This window comes from Fictibacillus solisalsi, assembly GCF_900103485.1.
In the GTDB taxonomy this organism is placed as follows: Bacteria; Bacillota; Bacilli; order Bacillales; family Fictibacillaceae; genus Fictibacillus_C; species Fictibacillus_C solisalsi.
In genome coordinates, this window is the sequence record NZ_FNHW01000002.1 from 63,499 (window position 1) to 83,289 (window position 19,791).

The 19,791-nt window shown below is 43.7% G+C and carries 21 protein-coding genes; 11 read left to right on the forward strand and 10 right to left on the reverse strand.

The genetic code is table 11. The features are described 5' to 3' along the window. Positions 1-59: 59 nt before the first annotated feature. Positions 60-1,022, reverse strand: coding sequence for a helix-turn-helix transcriptional regulator (locus tag BLT53_RS17710; protein WP_090237075.1), 963 nt, complete (start codon positions 1,020-1,022; stop codon positions 60-62). Positions 1,023-1,128: 106 nt separating this feature from the next. Here BLT53_RS17710 and BLT53_RS17715 point away from each other — a divergent pair, with 106 nt between their 5' ends. The 4 genes from BLT53_RS17715 (at position 1,129) to truA (ending at position 3,698) form a co-directional block, all read left to right on the forward strand. Further along, a complete protein-coding gene (locus BLT53_RS17715; RefSeq protein WP_090237077.1) occupies positions 1,129-1,608 on the forward strand; it encodes a GyrI-like domain-containing protein in 480 nt (159 codons plus the stop codon). Between the two features lie 18 nt (positions 1,609-1,626). Continuing rightward, positions 1,627-2,091, forward strand: a complete 465-nt coding sequence (locus BLT53_RS17720; protein ID WP_090237078.1) for a phage tail protein — start codon at positions 1,627-1,629, stop codon at positions 2,089-2,091. Positions 2,092-2,191: 100 nt separating this feature from the next. Continuing rightward, on the forward strand, positions 2,192-2,614 hold the full coding sequence (locus BLT53_RS17725) for a DoxX family protein (protein WP_090237080.1): 423 nt from the start codon (positions 2,192-2,194) through the stop codon (positions 2,612-2,614). A gap of 346 nt (positions 2,615-2,960) precedes the next feature. Next, positions 2,961-3,698: a tRNA pseudouridine(38-40) synthase TruA gene (gene truA / locus BLT53_RS17730; RefSeq protein ID WP_090237081.1), complete on the forward strand. Its 738-nt coding sequence runs from the start codon at positions 2,961-2,963 to the stop codon at positions 3,696-3,698. 95 nt (positions 3,699-3,793) lie between these two features. Here the strand turns inward: truA and BLT53_RS17735 are convergent, their stop codons facing one another. Genes BLT53_RS17735 through BLT53_RS17750 form a run of 4 tightly spaced genes read right to left on the reverse strand, consistent with a single transcriptional unit; the run spans position 3,794 to position 7,248 of the window. Then, on the reverse strand, positions 3,794-5,098 hold the full coding sequence (locus BLT53_RS17735) for an MFS transporter (RefSeq protein WP_090237083.1): 1,305 nt from the start codon (positions 5,096-5,098) through the stop codon (positions 3,794-3,796). A 16-nt stretch (positions 5,099-5,114) separates the two neighbouring features. After that, positions 5,115-5,897 carry a carbon-nitrogen family hydrolase gene (locus BLT53_RS17740; protein ID WP_090237084.1) on the reverse strand — a complete coding sequence of 261 codons (783 nt, stop codon included), beginning with the start codon at positions 5,895-5,897 and terminating at the stop codon, positions 5,115-5,117. Next, positions 5,894-6,595: a DUF2848 family protein gene (locus BLT53_RS17745; protein WP_090237086.1), complete on the reverse strand. Its 702-nt coding sequence runs from the start codon at positions 6,593-6,595 to the stop codon at positions 5,894-5,896. Before BLT53_RS17745 ends, BLT53_RS17740 begins: the two co-directional genes overlap by 4 nt. Then, positions 6,595-7,248 carry a GntR family transcriptional regulator gene (locus BLT53_RS17750; RefSeq protein WP_090237088.1) on the reverse strand — a complete coding sequence of 218 codons (654 nt, stop codon included), beginning with the start codon at positions 7,246-7,248 and terminating at the stop codon, positions 6,595-6,597. Before BLT53_RS17750 ends, BLT53_RS17745 begins: the two co-directional genes overlap by 1 nt. A 1,228-nt stretch (positions 7,249-8,476) precedes the next feature. Between BLT53_RS17750 and BLT53_RS17760 the strand changes: the two genes are divergently transcribed. Then, positions 8,477-8,872, forward strand: a complete 396-nt coding sequence (locus BLT53_RS17760) for a VOC family protein (RefSeq protein WP_090237091.1) — start codon at positions 8,477-8,479, stop codon at positions 8,870-8,872. A 49-nt stretch (positions 8,873-8,921) separates the two neighbouring features. Here the strand turns inward: BLT53_RS17760 and BLT53_RS17765 are convergent, their stop codons facing one another. Beyond that, complete coding sequence (locus BLT53_RS17765) at positions 8,922-9,854, reverse strand: nucleoside hydrolase (RefSeq protein ID WP_090237092.1); 933 nt, start codon at positions 9,852-9,854, stop codon at positions 8,922-8,924. Positions 9,855-9,981: 127 nt separating this feature from the next. On the opposite strand from BLT53_RS17765, the gene BLT53_RS17770 reads away from it, so the two are divergent. Then, positions 9,982-10,227 (forward strand): hypothetical protein, encoded by a 246-nt coding sequence (locus BLT53_RS17770; RefSeq protein WP_090237094.1) that lies wholly within the window; start codon positions 9,982-9,984, stop codon positions 10,225-10,227. A gap of 23 nt (positions 10,228-10,250) precedes the next feature. After that, positions 10,251-10,556, forward strand: a complete 306-nt coding sequence (locus BLT53_RS17775; RefSeq protein WP_090237095.1) for a hypothetical protein — start codon at positions 10,251-10,253, stop codon at positions 10,554-10,556. A gap of 68 nt (positions 10,557-10,624) precedes the next feature. Here the strand turns inward: BLT53_RS17775 and BLT53_RS17780 are convergent, their stop codons facing one another. Both BLT53_RS17780 and BLT53_RS17785 read right to left on the reverse strand, forming a co-directional pair. Further along, positions 10,625-11,545, reverse strand: a complete 921-nt coding sequence (locus tag BLT53_RS17780; protein ID WP_090237097.1) for a DUF5655 domain-containing protein — start codon at positions 11,543-11,545, stop codon at positions 10,625-10,627. Positions 11,546-11,623: 78 nt separating this feature from the next. After that, the gene (locus BLT53_RS17785; protein ID WP_090237098.1) at positions 11,624-12,496 is read right to left on the reverse strand and encodes a LysR family transcriptional regulator; all 873 of its coding nucleotides are present in this window, start codon (positions 12,494-12,496) and stop codon (positions 11,624-11,626) included. Between the two features lie 174 nt (positions 12,497-12,670). Here BLT53_RS17785 and BLT53_RS17790 point away from each other — a divergent pair, with 174 nt between their 5' ends. After that, complete coding sequence (locus tag BLT53_RS17790; RefSeq protein ID WP_090237099.1) at positions 12,671-13,900, forward strand: MFS transporter; 1,230 nt, start codon at positions 12,671-12,673, stop codon at positions 13,898-13,900. Between the two features lie 134 nt (positions 13,901-14,034). Continuing rightward, entirely contained in the window at positions 14,035-14,412 is a 378-nt protein-coding gene (locus BLT53_RS17795; protein WP_090237100.1) for a VOC family protein, read from the forward strand. A gap of 48 nt (positions 14,413-14,460) precedes the next feature. On the opposite strand, the gene BLT53_RS17800 is transcribed toward BLT53_RS17795, so the two are convergent. Beyond that, the gene (locus BLT53_RS17800) at positions 14,461-16,485 is read right to left on the reverse strand and encodes a Na+/H+ antiporter (protein WP_090237101.1); all 2,025 of its coding nucleotides are present in this window, start codon (positions 16,483-16,485) and stop codon (positions 14,461-14,463) included. 118 nt (positions 16,486-16,603) lie between these two features. Continuing rightward, a complete protein-coding gene (locus BLT53_RS17805; protein WP_090237102.1) occupies positions 16,604-17,137 on the reverse strand; it encodes a GNAT family N-acetyltransferase in 534 nt (177 codons plus the stop codon). A 283-nt stretch (positions 17,138-17,420) separates the two neighbouring features. On the opposite strand from BLT53_RS17805, the gene BLT53_RS17810 reads away from it, so the two are divergent. Both BLT53_RS17810 and BLT53_RS17815 read left to right on the forward strand, forming a co-directional pair. After that, positions 17,421-18,830: a sugar porter family MFS transporter gene (locus BLT53_RS17810; RefSeq protein WP_090237103.1), complete on the forward strand. Its 1,410-nt coding sequence runs from the start codon at positions 17,421-17,423 to the stop codon at positions 18,828-18,830. 85 nt (positions 18,831-18,915) lie between these two features. After that, the gene (locus BLT53_RS17815; protein ID WP_090237104.1) at positions 18,916-19,755 is read left to right on the forward strand and encodes a phytanoyl-CoA dioxygenase family protein; all 840 of its coding nucleotides are present in this window, start codon (positions 18,916-18,918) and stop codon (positions 19,753-19,755) included. Positions 19,756-19,791 lie beyond the last annotated feature (36 nt).

Sequence of the window (19,791 nt, forward strand, 5' to 3'; positions counted from 1 at the left end):
GCACATTGGCTAATGAATTACTGATGTGCCGTCCTCTTTTGCATCCATCCACTCAGTGATTATTGGCAATACAAGCGTAACCGTTCCTGTAAATCTTCCAAAACCTCTCCTGGCATTTTCCTCACTTTGACATCTGTACCTAAGAACATCAGCCAATTGGTCACATCGTTCAGTTCTTCCTGCTTATTCACATCGATAAAAGCCTTTAATAAAGCTGTAGTCTGATATGGGTTGGTATAGGAAATCGAAACTTTTAATGGGTGGTATTTTTTAAACTGGGAAATGGCTTTTGGACCGAGTTCAATGACAAGGTTGATGGCTTCTTCCTGTTTACTTATCTTTTCTAAAATCTTTTTCCTGCTTATTCTTTTTTTCGCCGGGTATAGCTTAACATCGGTGAGATGGTCGACAGGAATAATCTTTTTCTTTTCTTCTTTTAAGTCGAAGCCTTCAATCAGCCAGGCGCTTTTTTCACGGTAAAGGTGCAAGAGATAAATCGAATACGAGGTGCTGATCTTATCTTCTCTGATCGTAATGGATAAATATCGATCGACAAGCAGGGTTTGTATGAGTATTTCCAGCATGGGATGGGGAAGGTCAGAGAGATCAAGCAAATCAGGATTATGAGGGTTGGTTCCTTCAAACAGCAGAATCTGATTTAAAAGAACGAGGTCATCCTGCTGGTTTTCAGAGATCAGACCCAGTAATTTTTCAGCTAAAGACTGACGGCTCTTCAGATAAGGGAGCTGCTGGTTTCTGGTGGCCATAAAGGCAATAAAAAGGGCTTTGACTTCATGATTCGTAAAGCGGACATCGGGCAGGACAGAGTTGTGCATGACAAAATAACCCCCATCCCTTCCAACTTCAGCGACAAGGGGCATCCCCATGGCTTCAATTTCTCTTATGTCTCGAATGGCGGTCGAACGGGAGATGTTAAACTCCCGCATGATTTCAGAAATGGTAAATTGGGCACGATTGTTGATGTACCGCATAATAACATTGATCCGCTCAACTTTTTTCATCGGGGCTCCTAAACAGTATCATTTTTTGACATGATTTAAGGCTATGATATACCTATCAAGCGATGAATACAAATCATTAAAAAATTTGAGAAGAGAGGTATTGAACATGGCGAATTATACATTGGAAGAAAAAGAAGGTTTTACCGTGATCGGTCTAGGAACGGAGCTTAAGAGCGATTACACAGACTATGCCGGGATACACAAGGAAAAGGCAGATTTTTGGCAGGCAGTCGATCAGGATGGGAGGCTGGATACGTTAAAATCCATGGCGTCCAACGACTACATTTTTGCGGTGAATGAAGCGGTGAACAACAAGATGATGCACTATGCCGGCGTTATGACAGAGGAACAGGCACCAGAAGAGGCAAGAGTGATTCAATTTCCTAAAGGAGAATACGTAGTGGTCAAAGGGGAAGGGGAATCGGCTGATGATCTGAATAACAAGCTTGCTGCCGTTGCTTTTGGGCAAGTCCTGCCAGAAGCAACGAACGTTGCCTATGTTGGCGGACCCAATGCATCGGTTGAGATGGGGCAGCGCAACGGCTTGATCTATGGTGAAATGTGGATTCCTGTTATCCGCAAATAAAGAGAGGGAGGAAAGGCAATGAGCTATACCGTTGATTTTAAAAATGTGTCTGAAACAGGTCTGGAGTCTTCACCTGCGTCAGTTGCACTTGCTGGTTTACGTGCGAATGAAGCCCGTTACTTTATGAACAAATACAAACACGAATTTACAGTTGTACCAGCCAGTGAAAGCCAGGAAACCCTGGATTATGTGAACCGGATTCTAAAGGAAGAACGAGATATTGAGTTTGCGGCCAAACCGCTGGAAACATCAAGGTTTCAAGTGGAAAACATCCAATTCGCCTACGTCTTTTACGAGGATGGCCTTTCGGTCAACGTCATGTATACGGTGGATAACCCTAAGAAGCGGGCCGTTGGTTTTAAGCTTTCTGAAGGGATGGAGATACCAAAGGAGCTAGAAGGTAAATTTAAGTTTGCCAGGCAGAAGTCTAAACTCGCCGGAACCATTCGGGGTTCGTTCTTTGTCATCAAGGGAGAATATTAAAGGAAACAAAACCGTAAAGCAGCTGGGTGTTCATTGACCGGTGATGTTAGCCCTTTATTTCCGTTTTGGTAATCACATGCCATTATGAGGAGGAAACAAAATGAGTAAAAGTATCGGTACGGAAACAACCGTGAAGGTAGCATCAGCGCCCCAGGAGAAAAAGATTTCTTATTGGTCAGTCACATTACTGCTTGCTGCAGCTGTTATGTTAAGTGGTATCGGTCAACTGATGCAATTTGGTGGCAACGTCGAGCTTGTTGCGAAAATTGGTTACCCATTGTACATCTTGACCATTCTCGGGATATGGAAAGTACTTGGATCCATTGCTCTCGTTTTGCCAGGTTTTCCAAGGCTTAAAGAATGGGTTCATGCGGGTATCTTCTTTTTAATGACTGGTGCAGCTTTATCTCATGCGTTTGCTAACGATTATGGTGATTATGGCTTTAATATTATCCTTCCACTTTTTTATGCCGCGCTAAATATTGCCTCGTGGGCGCTGCGGCCGAAAAGCAGAATGCTTTAAGAAGGCGTAATCAAGTGAGAATATTGAGAATTGGCCTGGATAATATATCTCTGTAAGGCAAAAAAGGCTTCAGCACTTGGTGTGCTGAGCCTTTTTTACATGGGTTTGGGTTGTGGCAAGGATTCCTTTAGAAATTGAAAAAGGATGTGTTTGCTTGCTCGTTTATATATTTCGATAGTTACTACAGTTCTAGATGGGAAGTAGTGTTAAGGTTTGATTACAATGCAACAAAGACTCAGGCGTGTTCCGTTCCAATTTATTTTGGTTCAATTTGATTCACTGCATAATTATCGTTACACTAACTCTATAGCTGCAAAGTTTTTTAGTACTAAACGAGGAGATAAAAATGAACAATTATAAATTAACCATTCAATACGATGGCGGCCGTTACAAGGGCTGGCAGCGACTGGGCAATACTGAAAATACCATTCAAGGTAAAATCGAAAAGGTACTGACTGAAATGGCAGGAGAAGAGATCGAAATTATTGGATCGGGAAGAACGGATGCAGGTGCCCATGCGCTTGCCCAAATCGCCAATTTTAAGATGCGAAAGCGTATGAACGAAGAGGAAGTGATGAAGTATTTAAACCGATACCTTCCTCAAGATATTAGTATTGTGGATATTGCGCTCGTTCATGACCGTTTCCATGCACGTTACAATGCCAAAGATAAAACCTATTCCTATAAAATCTGGAATAAGCCATTTCCAAACCCGTTCATGCGAAAATACAGCATGCATGTAGAAGAAAAGCTGGATCAGAAAAAGATGAAAGAAGCCGCTAAACACTTTTTAGGGGAGCATGACTTTACGTCCTATTCCAATGCCAAGGGGAAGAAAAAGTCGATGGATCGTGAAATCTATTCGCTTGATATTAAGGAAAAAGAAGGCTTCATCGAAATTAAGATCCGCGGCAACGGGTTCCTTTACAATATGGTACGAAAGGTCGTTGGAACATTAATTGAAGTTGGATTAGGAGAAATCGAGGCAGCTGCAATACCTTCTATTCTCGAATCCAAAGAAAGAATCCAAACCGGTCGTATGGCAGAGGCTGAAGGATTGTATTTGGAGAAGGTTGGGTTTTAAGCCGGCTGCTTGCATTTTCTGAACTTTTATAAATACGAAAACCCTGTTACGCAGATAACTTTGCAGCGTGACAGGGTTTTTTTAGTAATGTGAACTTATTTCGTTTCAGTTAAAGGACGATCCGGCTTAACTGCAAACCACAAAATTACTGCTACAAGGATAGGCATGATGGAAATGATCAGTGTGTTTTCCCAACCGACTGTCTGAGCCAGCCAACCGCATAGGAGAGGGGACAAAAAGGCACCAATATTGCCCCAAAGATTCATCCAGCCGGATACCGATCCGGAGAATTCATTCCCCAGGTCAACTGCTGCTGCCCAAGATGTGACGACTGGAAATCCGAGCGCACCAAGTGAAAGGGTTAACCAGAGCACATTCATCCAAGGCGTGGTAGCATAAGCAGCCAAATACATGGAGATCGAGAAGACGATTAGTCCGCCAATGGCCAAAGCACCGCGGGCAATTAATTTTGATTTGCCGATTTTAACGAGATAATCAGAAATGGCTCCGCCTGTCATAACCGTTACGAAAATACAGAGCCAAGGGAGGCTTGCTGCAAATCCCATACTGGCCAGTGAGAAGTCTCTGGCCTCTTGGAGATAAGTTGGAAGCCATACTAAAAAGAAGGTAACGATATACAGAACCACAAAGTATTGAAGCCCCAGTGCCCAAAAACGGCCATTCTTTAAAAAGGCCTTCCAGGGAGCAACCTCTTTCTTTTCTTCTTGAACCGTACGATTTTCAAGAATATATTGGGTTTCTTCTTTGCTGATGTAAGGGTGATCTTCCGGTTTATTCCGTCCGAGCCAATACCACAAGAACGCAATACCTAATCCCAGAAAGCCAAAAATATAGAAAACAGCTTCCCATCCCCATTGTTGAAAGATGGCTACGGTAAGCACTGGTGCAATAACAGGACCAAAATAAGAACCAGCCAATAAAGCACTGGAAGCACGCCCTTTTTCCTGCTTAGGAAACCAGTACGTATTAAACACGGCATTTCCCGGATACATGGGTCCTTCGCCAACGCCAAAAAGGAAACGGACAGCAGCTAATAAACCATGTGATTTTACAATGGCTGTTAAACCAGTGAAAATGGACCACCAGAGTAGAGCAAAGAACACAATTTTTCTGGCCCCGAAGCGTTCAGCTAGCATACCGGCTGGAATTTGAGACAAGGCATAGCCTAGTGAAAAGAAAGAAGCAAGAAGGCCGAATTGTACTTTCGACATATTTAAATCGTCCATCATGGGTTTTGCGATAACGGCGATATTGGAACGGTCCATATAGGCGATCAAACCAATAACAAAGAATAATAAAGCGAGCCACCAGCGTACTCGGGAACGGGGCTGTGAACCACTGCTCAAACTTATTTCCTGATTTCTTATCGGTTGTTCCATTTTTTCAGCGACCTCCTCAAATTTTATAAAGTTCCGGCTTCCTATCCTTTAGCACTGGCATCCTTTCACGGACGGAGGACACAGAGTCAAGATCGATTGTGGCATAGAGTATAGTGGGTTCTGAACCTGCTTCCGCAATAATTTTCCCCAACGGATTGATGATCATGGAATGACCGTTGAATACGTCATTCTCGTTTCGGCCGGAAACATTGGCTCCAACCACAAAGAATTGATTTTCAATGGCTCGGGCGCGAAGAAGGATTTTCCAATGTTCTTCCCGTTGGATGGGCCATTGTGCGGGTACAAAAAGGATTGAGGCATTTTCAACTGCGTAATGGCGCATGAGCTCGGGGAAACGGATATCATAGCAAATGACTGTGCTGGCCCTGTGGCTGCCCAAGTCAAATAGAGGGGAATCAAGGCCACCCCTTAAATACTGATCCTCATGCATTAGTCCAATTAAATGCATTTTGCTGTATGTATTGATAAGTTCCCCTGAGGGGCTAAAGGATAGGCTTGTATTGTAAACACCATCACCACGATCGGCTGTAAACGAGCCGCCGATGAGCCAGATTCGATGCTCCTTGGCTTTTCCAGATAAAAAGATGCTAGTTTCCCCATCTAGAGGTTCAATGTGTCTGCCTAAATGATTAAAGTCATAACCGCTTAGCCACATCTCCGGCAGGACAACAATTTCTGCTCCGTTGGATACTGCTTCATCAATTTTCTGCTCAGCATTTAACAGGTTGCTTTCACGATCCCCCTGCAGCACATTTAATTGGCAAACCGCTATTTTCATTTCACTGCCTCCTTTGTTAATAGAGCTTCTGTTTTCTCAACAGCAACCACTTCATATTCCAGCTTGATCTCTTTATGTAATACAGGATCTGTTAACGTCATACGGTAGGCATCAGCATATTTAAAATGGCCGTCTTTAATGGGTACAGTACCGCAAAAAAGGATCGTTCCATCTTGATCGATGCGGTCCCTCTTAGAGGCAAATTCAATAATGTCATTAACCGGGAGAACAGAAGAGATGCTGCCGTCCTGATAAGTCTCCCATTGATCCTGAATGAGGATTTCACATTTCAGCTTTAGCTGGTCCCAATGGGGGAGAAGGCTTTCCAGAGGCCACACCGTCTTGCCAATTGGTTTTGGACAAACTTGTTTTGCATATGGAATACTTATTGTTTCAAGTGAGCGGTCCGTATGATCAGATCCTACGGTAACGTAATTGCCCTGTGGGGTAATGACTAGAACGAATTCAACTTCTCCGGATGTTTTTCCGCCTAAAAGCTGAATCTGATCTTCTTGGGTGACAAGAAGGTTACTGACTGGATAGACCATGGGGATTTCCGGAGGAGCAGGAATCCCTTCGTTCGCCAACTCATCAATATGATGCTGAACCGATTCCTGGTTTCTTCCCGAGTACCCTATACATACACTTTGTTTGATCTCGATTGCTACATCCTCGATGCCATTTATAGAAAATCTCATCAATCTTCCTCCTCGTTTAGTTCTTCAAGTGCTGATTTTGTTTGCTCTAGGTGAATTTGCATAGCTTCCACTGCGTCTCCCTTTTTTAATCCTTCAATGATTTTTTTATGTTCTGTAATGACCTCTTCCCCTCGATTTTTACGATGAATAACCTGAACACCTATTCTTCTGAACAGATCTGATATTTGTTCAGAAATACTAATGAGCCTTTTGTTTTCTGCAAGGTCATATAAGGTTTTGTGAAACTCCCGGTCCAGAATGATAAATTGATCTTCATTTCCCATTCTCAGTTCTTTTTCCATTAATAAAATGATGCCCTCTAACTCTTCTAAACTCTTTTCGCTTATAGTAGAACTTATTTTTTTCACAATATGCAGTTCAACCAGCATTCTTAGCTCAAAAACATCCTCAATGTCCTTCTTAGTTATAGGACTTACAAACGTCCCCTTGTAAGGAATGGATACGAGCCATCCTTCTGTTTCAAGGGATTGAACCGCTTCTCTGAAGGGTGTTCTGCTAATATTAAATTCTTCTAAGGCTCTTTTTTCTGTAATCACCTCATTTTTTTTGAAAAGCCCGTTTATAATCGCTTCTTTTAAAATATTGTAAGCTTGTACTTTTAACGGGTTAGCATGGAAGGATCGACTTTTCATTTGTTAACACCTCAAATATATAATATATAATATATAATACAGATTATTCAGATAATTACAAGGGTAAAATTCGATTCCGTATTAAATTTGATGACTCGCTTACTAAAGATAAAAAGAAATTTTATGAAGCTTGTCATAAACTGGTTCCAAAGAATTAATGGATTGATTATTGGTAAGTTATAAGAAACAACGCCATCTTGAGTTCAGCAAGGGCATTCATATGTGTTTGGGCGCGCCTCGCGCCCGTGTTAAAGCGGATATTGTATTTACCACTCTGCTGAAAACTCATGCCAAATCTTCGTCTGAGTATCCCGCGAAAGAATGTTAACTGGCAATTCAAGCTAGCCGCACAAGGCTTAGAATCTCTTCCAGTTTCTTTTTAGAGAAAAAAGTCAAACCCAACAAAACCATCCGTTCTCGCAGGTGGTTTTGTTGGATTTGACTATTCAGTGTGCCATGGATTTATTGATATTTCAAAACTCTTAATTTCACACAAGTTATGGTGGTAATTAATTGGGAGGTACGAACTTTGATATCTAAGGCCACCGTTTTATTCGGTGAAAGTTACCTCGGACAACGAATGATAAAAACTCTAGCCACCTCAGATCCTCTGAATGTAGTATCTATAAACGTTTCCTGACATTTAAAGACTCTCAGCCTGATGGTATTAGGGTTCTGTCTTAAATTCAGTTCAAAGTCTACTAATCTTCCTGACAATCTGCCAATACCAATAGCTCTCATCGTATTATTGAGAGGGCAGGTGGCAGTTTCCAAGAGTACTGCCTGAAAATCCAAGCCTGGTGCAGTATAGCCGAGTTCGATGCCAAAGCGGCATATCGTACAAAGGTTTCCTTCAATAAAACCGCCGTTTTGGACTTTCAACCCCGCAAACTCCGAACGGCATTCGCATCGGGCTTCGTTTTGAGGCGATCGTTTACAACAATTGGAAGGGCGCGTGGCACAACGATTACACCCTGATTTCCAACATCCACACTTCCTTATTTTCCTTTTATGAATCGACATTGCATTCTCCCCCAAAATAAAATAACTACCTAAGATTGAACTTATGATAGTATTACATTCTATGAAAACAAACGATTCAAGGTTCGGGATCTATTATTTTCAAGGTGGAAAAAGTTCCATTTGTTGGTTGAGAGTAATAGGGAAATGTGCAACATCTGCAGAATAAGTACTTGTTCGATTTCTTTTAGAAATAGGAGGGTATTATATGGGAAAAGTGGTTCATTTCGAAATTCATGTAAGTGACATGGAACAGGCCAAGAAGTTTTATGGAGAGGTGTTCGGCTGGACGTTCGAGGATTGGAGCGAATACGCAGGGATGCCTTACTTTGGAGCAACAACGGGCAGCCGTGACGAAATAGGAATCGACGGCGCATTGATGCAGCGTCAGAGTGCTCCGCCCGAGCCGAATCAGGCGTTGAATGGGTTTGCCTGTACTATGGGTGTGGAGGATTACGATTCTACGGAAGCCAAAATTCTTGAGAATGGCGGCAAGGTGGCGATGCCTAAATATGCCCTTCCAGGAATGGCATGGCAAGGATATTACCTGGACCCCGAAGGAAACATCTTTGGCATTCATCAACCGGATCAAAACGCGAAGTAAAATCATAAAAAATACGTAAAAGGAGTTCAGTGAGCTGAACTCCTTTTGTTTATTTATTTAGCATCACTCTGAAAAATTCTTCAACAAATCGGTCATAGTGAAGATTCATAGCGATTCGGGTTTTTCCCTTTTGGCTTTTGGGCCTCAAATCGATATACGACAAGCCTTTTCCTTCTACGGTTCCATCAATGACCTTGGCATCGTAATAAATAAAATCCACAATGGACGGATTGGCCACCACCATGACTGTAAGCAAGTCGTGGATGGGTGCACCCTGAATGCCGGGTATTAACTTTTTATAGGCCTCAAAATAATATTCAAAAATCGGGGACAGCAAAAATTCAAACGGTGAATCGACTTCCTGGACAATTCGGTTAATCATGGCATCAGTCACAATGGCGTAGTTTGTGACATTCAGAGGGGTAATGGTTAAATTGTGGGCAAATTTGAGAAGGTAATTGCTAGAAGTGGGGTCTCCGAAAAAATTGGCCTCAGCTAAGGGGGTCGCGTTTCCAGGAACAAAAAAGGCCCCGCCCATGAGGTAAAAAGCACCCGCTTTTTTTATTTCCTGATTAAATAAAATAAACGCAGTAGCTAAACTGGTGGATCGCCCGGTATCCACCATAATCAGATCTTTACCATGTAGGTTGAGCAGATAGCGAATCATATCAAAAGGATAAATCTGATACTGCATATCACTGGGAGGACGGATAGGACCAATACTCTCCTTCCCATGAATCTCAGGGTAGTAGGTCACTTCTTCCTGCTGAACCGGATTGGCGGCACCCGGAATAATCGGGATGTTCTTATGACCGGCCAACTGAACTAAATAATAGGCGTTAGCAGTTGCCGTTTCTTTTGTTACGTTCCCGTAACTGGTGACGATCCCGACGAGCTCAAGATCCGGATGCAAAAGGGTGTAAATGATCGCCAGCGAGTCATCAATCCCAGGATCACAGAACAAAAGAATTTTTTTCTTCATAAATAGGCCTCCCCCGCATGGTAATCACATTTTATGCTGACGTTTATGTTATATTCCAATAAAATGGAAAACCTGGTATGATGAAGCGAACGGAGTAGTTCAGTAACTAATAGACAGGAAGATTGAATTGAAAGAAGAAGGAATATTATTAGCAATCTCAGTGGTTTTGACTTTACTGGGGATTTATTTATGGAGAAAAGGAAATACACGGGAATCCTTCTGGGAGGCTTTCATTGAAACAGTGGGGGACATTGTGTTGTTCGAACTTCCCATCTTTACAACCTTTAGAGCCTGGTCTGTCTTCCTGTGGTTGGCAGCTCTTATTCTGTTTATACTGTTTATTTTAATCAATGTAAGTAGACTGATTTATTAAGGAAAACAGGCATGGAGAGGGATATGAAAAAGATACTTTCAGTTGTAATCGCTATGGTTTTAATTGGTGGTGGAGTTTGGGGTTGTTTTTCTTATAAAAAGCATGAGGTGAAAGAGGCAGTACACGAGTATCTCATTAAAAAAGGAACTCAAGAAAACCAGATTAAAGTTTTGGACCCATTTATTGCGAATTTAGAAGGCGACAAAAATTTGCTGGTTGCGGTAAGGCTTAAAAATGATAAAAAGACTTATTATTATTACAAAGATCAGTCAAAAAACAAGTTTGTGTTAGAGTCTTACGCATTGAATGGGCAGGAATATGTGCAATAAAAAAACGAACTCGCGGATTAGCGTGTTCGTTTTTTCCTTCTCATTTGTCACCTACAGTAAAAGCAAATTTAACTTAAATCATATGCCATATTAATTAGTTTTTTAGCCTTTTCAAAATTTTCACTTGTAGAGATTGTTACTTCTAAATCGCCCGTACCATAATGCCCTATATTAGTAACATCACGGGTGAAAGCTTGCTCTAATTCAATAGTATCAGGTTGAACTTTCAAATAAAGAAGTATCTTCCCCGATTGAGGATGTATTTCAACACAGGCAAAGTTTTTTATACGTTTAAACGCTATGTAATGTTTAAGTATTTTCATTTGAATATCATCGCCTAATGCCATAACATAAGATTTTAATGCTTCAAATCTATCGGTTAGCTCCGTGTTAGCTTGCTCCAAATAATCTGAAACCGTTTTCACGCGTAAATTGCGGCTAATAGCCGATACATTTGCATCTTCGCTTATATGTACAGTTTGTGCGGTTGTAGCGTTAACCAAATCGAGTAGCAGCAAACCATCTTCATAGTGCTTGTACTGGTAAAGCTCGATATTACGGTTAATCTGTTGCACAGCGTGTTCATCATACTTAGTAAAACCACCTGCAATACAGAGTAAGCGAGGGCTGCTCCAATCAATAGCATCAGAAACGGTGTGTCCATATCTACGCATAACCATTAACTCAAATTCCGCTTTATGATCGAGTAGCCAATCTAAGTAAAATAAGCCTTGGTTTATGACATTCTCGTTAATGGATCGCTTATATTCAATAATTACGGGGGAGTTATTCTCATCAATGCCTAACGTATCAATTCGACCAGCATGCTTTTTACCAGTGCTATATTCAGAGGCTAAAAAACGTACCCCTAAGAATGTATCCAAATTTCGTTCTAAGATTTCTTGCAATGATTTTTCAATGGATATGGACTGACCCGTCAATTCTTGTACGTTTTCTCCATTAAGTCGAAACAGTTTAATATCGCCCATCATATGCCTCCTCACAAAAAAAGTATAACATTGGATGACTAATAAGATTACATGACAACAAGTTGTAGACTATAAATTTCAGAATTGATTCATCACAAACTGCTGAAATTTCTGCGTGGCGGGGGATACATATCTTCCTTCCACCCAGGCAATCCCGATGGTCCGCTGACAGTGCGGGTTTTGGATGGGGATTTTTGCGATCTTGCTCTGGTCGGTCCCTTTTAAATTGGGAAGAATGGAGATGCCAAGGCCCGCAGCAACCAGTGCTGCAGCGGTGTCCGCCTCTTCGCCTTCAAAGGTGATATTTGGCGTAAGTCCTGCTTCGTGAAACAACTGCTCGACCGTAATCCTTAGAGAGAATCCTTCTTTTAAATGGATAAATGATTCGTCTGCAATCTGTTCCAACGTGATCGATTCGTGATGGGCATATTTGTGGTCTTTCGGAACGATCACATACAGTTCCTCATCCCAAAGTGGCTTCCATACGATCGGTGCTTTGCTTTCCATGGAGGCGATGAGGCAAAGGTCGAATTCTCCTGCCAGCAGCTTGGCTATAAGCTGATGGGAAGGGCCTTGTCCGAGACGGAAATTTACCTTTGGGTAGGATCGGCGAAAAGCGGAAAGCAAATCGGGTATACGGCCGGTGCTTAACGTATGCAAAAACCCGATGGAAACTTCCCCTTGATTGGGGTCGAGCAAATCCTGAATTTCCTGTTTTCCTTCTTCAAATTCACGCATAATGTTCTCCACGCGCTGTAAAAAGAGCTCGCCGTATTTATTCAGCCGGATGGATCGTCCTTGTCGTTCAAATAAAGGCACCCCGATTTCCTCCTCAAACCGGGTAATCGAACGGCTGAGGGCGGGCTGGGTAATCGACAGGGCTTCTGCAGCACGCGTGACATGCTGCAGCTGTGCCAGTGTTTTAAAATACTCAAACTGCTGCCATTCCATGGATCACACCACATTTCTTCTGGATTATATATTACATATATGCATGAAAAAGATGATTATAATGAATTATACAACATAAGTTGACGGTGGTACGATAGGGATATGAAAAATAAGATTCAAAGGGATGATAGAGATGCCACACGATGAATGTCCTGCCAATGAGATGATGACAGAATGAGCTACATTCAAAAAGGAACACCACTTTTTCGAAAAACCAGTATGGCGTTCTTTGCCGCTGGTTTTAATACATTTGCGATACTTTACTGCGTACAGCCATTAATGCCCGAATTCTCAAAGGAGTTCAGCATTTCACCGACAACGGCAAGCCTGTCCCTTTCTGTAACCACGATCGTATTAGCTATAAGCATGCTGATCTTTGGATCATTGTCGGAAGTATGGGGACGAAAACCGATCATGGTCATTTCCATGCTTGCGGCTTCTGTGTTCTGTATTCTTACCGCTTTTAGTCCTAATTTTCACTTTCTCTTGATTTTACGAACGCTGGAAGGAATCTCACTGGCCGGTCTGCCTTCTATTGCTATGGCGTATCTTGGGGAAGAGATCGAACCGAAAAGTTTGGGGGCAGCGATGGGTCTTTATATTTGCGGCAACTCCATAGGCGCCGTATTTGGCCGGGTGTACTCCGGCTTGATGAGCGATTTCTTTGGCTGGCATGTCGCCATAGCCGGAATCGGCATCATTAGTTTAGTGGCTACTCTTATTTTCTGGAAGAGTCTCCCGGCATCACAAAACTTCAATGCCCGCAAACTTCAGGTTGGAAAACTGGGGCAATCCATGGTTGACCATTTGAAAGATCCAGGATTAGTTTGCCTGTTCTTCATGGGATTTTTACTATTGGGAAGCAATGTGGCGCTGTTCAACTATATCGCCTACGTATTGCTCGGCAAGCCGTATTCGCTGAGCCAAACGATTGTTGGCTGGATCTTTTTGATCATGATCATCGGCATGTTCAGCTCGGTTTGGACGGGAAAATGGGTGGACCGACATGGAAGGCAGCGCATCCTCTTCATCAATTTAGTTCTTGCGTTGGCTGGTGTGACAATGACACTAGACTCTCATTTGCTCATTAAGATTATGGGACTCGGATTTTTTACGTACGGTTTCTTTGGCAGCCATGCCATCGCCAGCAGCTGGGTTGGCCAGCGAGCGACTCATGACAAAGCACAGGCGTCATCACTTTATCTGTTTCTTTACTACACCGGCTCAAGCGTAGGGGGAACACTCGCAGGATTCTTCTGGACCGATTTCGGATGGGGTGGCGTCATCAGCATGACCGCAGGCTTCCTTGTGATTGGTGTCATGCTTTGGGCCGCTGTCTCAAAAATTGCACAGAACGGAAAGAACGTCAGACGCCAGATCCGCAGCGAAAGTATGCAGCATTAACACCCGATGATTCGGGTGTTTTTTATTTTGTAAAAGGGATTCTGCGATATATGTTGAATATAAACTTCAGCTATGTCTGTGAAATGCACTTTAAAATAACGGAACAATTAATCAAGGGAGAGAGGCAAAAGACGATGTTCAGTAAACTAGGCGAAGTGATGCTGTATGTCAATGACCAGGATCAAGCAGTAAAGTTTTGGACGGAAAAAGCAGGATTCACTGTCATCTCTGAGGGCGAAAGTGGTCCAATGAGATGGATTGCAATTGCTCCCAGTAAAAATTCAGAAACCACAATCGTGTTGTTCAACAAGGAAGTTGTAGCGAAAATGTCACCTGAGCTCAACCTCGGCACACCTTCCTTAATGTTCTTCACAGAAAATCTCGATGAACTGTACAAGAACCTATCCAGCAAAAATGTGAATGTCGGTGAAATGGTAGAAATGCCTTCTGGGCGGGTGTTTAACTTCTCGGATGATGAAGAGAATTATTTTGCGGTGATGGAAAGCCACTAACAATAAAAAATGAAAAAGGAGTGAATGGAGATTTCATTCACTCTTTTTTTAATGAAAATGCACACTATTCTCTTCCATCCAATAGGCCTCACGAATATTGATCTGCCTGCGGATGTCCCGGATCACATCAATGGTCACATCCCCTTCTTCGTACAGATGCTGGATTTCATCTCGTTCAGCCTGAAAAGCCTGAATCTGAAGATCACGCTGCATCCGGGCGAAATTAGTGGATTCCTCGCTCTTTTTGGCTAGATTGTATTTCACGATCAAATCGTTGTATTCTCCCATGACATCGAGATAAAGGTGACGGGTTTCAGGTGTCATTTGTGTTTTTAAATAATGAATGGCAGCTTTGGCCATATTGACCTTTAAACCGACCAGACGCTTTCTTCGCCTGCGGCGCTGTTGGCGCTGCTCGCTGTTCCTTGGAATGAACAGCTGCAACAGGGCAAACACGCTGCGTTTGAAAAGGATCCAAATGAACAACCGGCGGTATTGAATCCGGTTGGTTTGGGCCAGCCGTCTGCGCTGCAGATGTTCTTCGATTAGGATGGCAGTATCCCGGTCGACTTTTCCGGCTTTCTTCAAGTTGGTATAGTAACGACTTTCCGCTTCAATTGCCTTCAGGCGGACGGCATTTTCCTGGCGTTCAATCTTCTCTGAGCTTTTAGAGCTAAGTTCATTGCGCATATTGTTGTAGGTGCTGATAATCGATACAGCAGCTTCCCGGTTTTCTTCGGTATAGGAATGATGAACCGAACCGATGGCTGCCTCAAACGTTCGAAGTGTAGCCTTGCGCTTCATTTCATCCTTAATCTCCTGCGCACCTGCTTTCTCACTTTTGGCGAGGATCGGCAGGAAAATGCTTGCGAGGATCAGGGTCACCAGGATGACGCCGGCTGCGATGAAAATGATAAGCGAGCGGTCTGGAAAGGGAGCCCCGCCCTCAATGACAAATGGAATGGTAAATGCACCAGCGAGAGTAACCGCACCCCGCACCCCCGAAATGGTGAGGATGGCAATGGCTCTTTGGGACTTCATATGGGGCATTCCTTTTTCTTTCCATTTTCGCCAGGTAACCGAAATCCACAGAAATCGAAGGACCAGCAGGGCAACCGAGATGATAAGGATATACTGGATGACCTGCCAATTATCAAACAATGGATCTCTGAAAATTTCATTGAGTACACCAGGGACCTGCAATCCAAGAATGACAAACACCAGTCCGTTTAAGATATAAATAAGGACGGTCCATGTACTTCTTGAAACGATTTCGAGTGACCCAGCCGGAATCCGGTTGCGGTCCTGATGAATGGCATGGACAATCCCTGCGGCAACCACTGACAGAATTCCGGAAAGGTGCAAATGCTCAATCACGAAAAAGATAACAAATGGGGTCAGGAGCTGGATAAGCATATGAATGGTGACATCATCCATGCCGAGCCGCCGGATAAAGGTCCGCAGTTGAATAATGATCAGGGCCAAAAGAGCACCGCCGAGAAAACCGCCAATTGAAATCACGAAGAAACTGCCGCTTGCGTCCGCGATGGAAAAGGCACCGGTTACGGTAGCGGCGACCGCAAATTTAAACGCCACCAGTCCGGATGCATCATTCATCAGCCCTTCGCCTTCAAGAACATGCATGATTTGTTCTGGCATTTTTACCCGGCTTGAGATGGAACTGACGGCAACAACGTCTGTAGGCGACAGAATCGCCGCGAGCGCAAAGGCTGCGGGCCAGGGGATGGAAGGGATGATCCAATGGATCAGACTGCCGATGGCAAATACCGTAATAAAGACGAGGCCAAGGGCAAGCAGGAGGATCGGTTTACGAAGCTTCCACAGTTCTTCTCTCGACGCATGCCGACCGTCATGGAAAAGCAGTGGCGCGATAAAGAGGATGAAAAACAGCTCGGGATTCATTGGGACTTTTATGCCCATTGGCAGTATGGCAAGTGTCACACCAAGCGCGATCTGGATCAGTGGGACAGGTATGTATGGAATAAAATGATTGATGAAACTGGCCAGCCCAATCAGGGCAAGCAAACTTAAAATAACGAGAAAAAATTCCATGCGCAACTCCTTTCATCTACATTTTGCACCATAATGAAAGATTTAAAAAATATTTTTATCTATTAGGAAATACCCATCCAATGAACCATGTAACCCCTTGAAAAACAAAAAGCATCCATCAGATGCTTTCCTCCGGAACCCTATTCCATTCCTCCTTCAAAATCGCGTAATAATATTCATCCCACCATCCATCTCCATGGGGGATGCACTTTTTAAAATAACCTTCCCTTCGCATTCCGATCTTCTCCATCACCCGGTACGACGGCGGGTTTTCCGGCTGGCATGTGGCGACGATCCGGTGCAGTTTCAAAGAATCGAAGCCGTAATCCAACACAGCTTGAGCAGCTTCTGAAGCATACCCCTTATTGTGGTACGCCGGATTAAATACCCAGCCGATCTCGTATGTATGGGTGCCGAAATATCGGTGGAACACCATATGGCCGATTAATTGATTCTCTTCCCGCAGCACCACCGCATATTTCTCCGGATGGTCCCCGCTGTTCTCCTTGATGAATGCTTTGGCATCATCTTCGGTAAAAACTCCCTCTGGAATATATTCCATGACCGTTGGATTGGAGGTATAGTGATATACCGCTTGCCAATCGTCTGGAATGAATCTTCGAATGTGAAGCCTCTTCGTTTTAATGTCCATTTTACCCTCCAGTAGCTGTTCTTTTCTCTTCTGAATTCAAGAAGGGAAACAAAATCTCCTTTGTCCATTTACACAAAAATGGTAGTTGAAATTTGGAATGAAAGCTATTATTATATAAATTATTAGAATATTACAAGTTTTATTATAATAAAAATTGTAATAAAGGGGGCTAAGAATAAAGGAATAGCAAGGAAGTAGATTTTGTTTCATTCTACAGTTTTTAGAATAATGTAACCGCTTTCCGTTAGTAGGTTCAATTACTTCACCAATAGGAGGAACTTTCATGGCACGGTCCATCGAGATTGAATCATCTGCACAACAACATTCTGATAAGCATGTCGGGGTTAATGTCCGTTTTATTACGCTTGTTTCTATTGTGGTCGCTTTTGGCGGGTTGATGTTTGGGTATGATACGGCCGTTATTTCTGGGGCTATCGGTTTTTTGGATCAGCGTTTTTCACTTAGTCCTTCCATGTCCGGATGGGTCGTTTCCAGTTTGTTGCTGGGTGCTGCCATCGGTACAGCAGCAGGCGGTTATTTAAGTGACCGATTTGGCCGAAAGAAAACGTTGATACTGTCCGGGATATTATTCGGAATAGGAACCATCGGTTCAGCATTGCCGAGCAGTGTATCCCTTCTGGTCTTAACCCGGATCCTGGGCGGAATCGGTGTTGGGATGTCTGTATTTATCTCTCCGCTGTACATCGCTGAAACCGCACCGGCCCACCTTCGCGGCCGCTTGGGGTCTATGTCGCAGCTGGCCATCAGTATCGGGCAGTCTGCTGTTTTTATCGTTAATTACATGATTGCCCAAAGCAGCACCGTTCAGTGGAATGTGGATGTAGGATGGCGCTGGATGTTCGCACTCGGAGCCATTCCGGCTGTCGTTTACGTGATTTTCATGCCATTTGTGACGGAAACACCGAGGTGGCTGGCAGCGAACGGAAAAAGAAAAGAAGCGTTATCTGTTTTAAACCGGATTAACCGGGACGAAGAGGTTTCGCGAAAAGAGCTGGAAGAAATTGAAGCATCCATCCGGCGGCACAAAGGAACCACTTTTAAGGACGTATTTAAAAAGGAAAACAAGAAAGCGCTTATGGTTGGTGTCGTGATTGCCTTTATGACCCAGTGGGCAGGGATTAATGCGATCATGTACTACGCTCCTGAGATCTTTAAAAAGAGCGGAGCGAGCCTCGGATCGTCATTCCTGAACACCGTCTTTATGGGAGTGGTCATTGTTGTCTTTACGTTTGTTGGCTTGTACTTGATGGACAAGGCGGGCAGACGAAAATTGTTTTTAATCGGGTCACTCTTAATGGCATTGGCGCTGTTCTTGATCGGCCTCAGCTTTAAAACCGATACATCCGGAACAATGGTGCTCGTGTACACCTTGTTTTATCTCGCGGTATTCATGGCTACTGTTGGCCCGGGCATGTGGGTGCTGTTATCGGAAATCTTCCCGACAAAAATCAGAGGACAAGCCATGGCGGTTTCTACAATCTCACTTTGGATCGGAGATTATCTGGTGGCCCATTCCTTCCCGGTTTTCTTAAAGGAAATTGGCGGAATGCCTACGTTCTGGTTCTTTGCATTGGGATCCTTCCTGATGTGGCTGTTCACCTATAAATTTGTCCCTGAGACGAAAAACCGGACACTCGAGGAAATTGAGCAGCTGTTTCAGACCAAATCATGACTTGAGAAGATGTGGAAGGGGTGATGCTTGCCACCTTTGGAAGTACCACACTTGATGATATCTAATTTTTAGAGGAGGAATAAGAATGAGCACACAGGTGAAAGAGATGCAAAATTACGATGTTGCCGAAATTATGGGAGGATTATACGGGGCTGGAACCATTGCACAAAAAGGGGCTTTCAGCCGTGAATGGGCCGCACAGCTTGGGGAAGATATCGAGAAGCTGTATGATGAGGCACTAAAACGTCCAAATGGTGCTATAGGCCGGGGGCCGAAGCGCCATTACGTGGAAATCCATCCGGAGGACATTCGCGGATTTGTTGACCTTGTCACACATCCATGGGTTCAGGCTGTATGTGAAGCTGTTCTTGGACCTGATTATAAAGTCGTGGAGATTGGGTTTGATGTTCCCAATCCAGGTGCGGTGAACCAGCCGTGGCATCGTGACTTCCCGTCTCCGGAAGACACATATAAAGGAAGAAGGATCAATTCATTGGCATTTAACCTGACAACGGTCGATGTGGATCCTGACATGGGGCCATTCGAGATTGCGCCAGGGACTCAATGGGATGACGGCAGTGGATTTGAACACGAGATGTTCCCGGATAAAGGGAATTACAGCCGTTATGAAGAACGCGCACAGCGCAAAATGCCAAGCATGGGTGACATCTCTGCCCGTTCCGCGCTTACCATTCACCGCGGTACCGCCAATCATTCAATGAAATCACGGCCCACTTTGGTGCTGGGGGTAGATGCTCCAACCGCCAACAATGCCGAACGCCATGACCTGCAGCTCACAAAGAAATTTTACGAAACGCTGCCAGAGTCGTTAAAGAAACATATAAACTGCCGCCTGGTAGATGAGCTCGAAGTCATTGAACAGGCGCATGACATTGAATTGCTTAAGATGGGCGAGGCGGAATAAAGGGGAATAATGGAGGAAGCTGACTGATGACAGGTC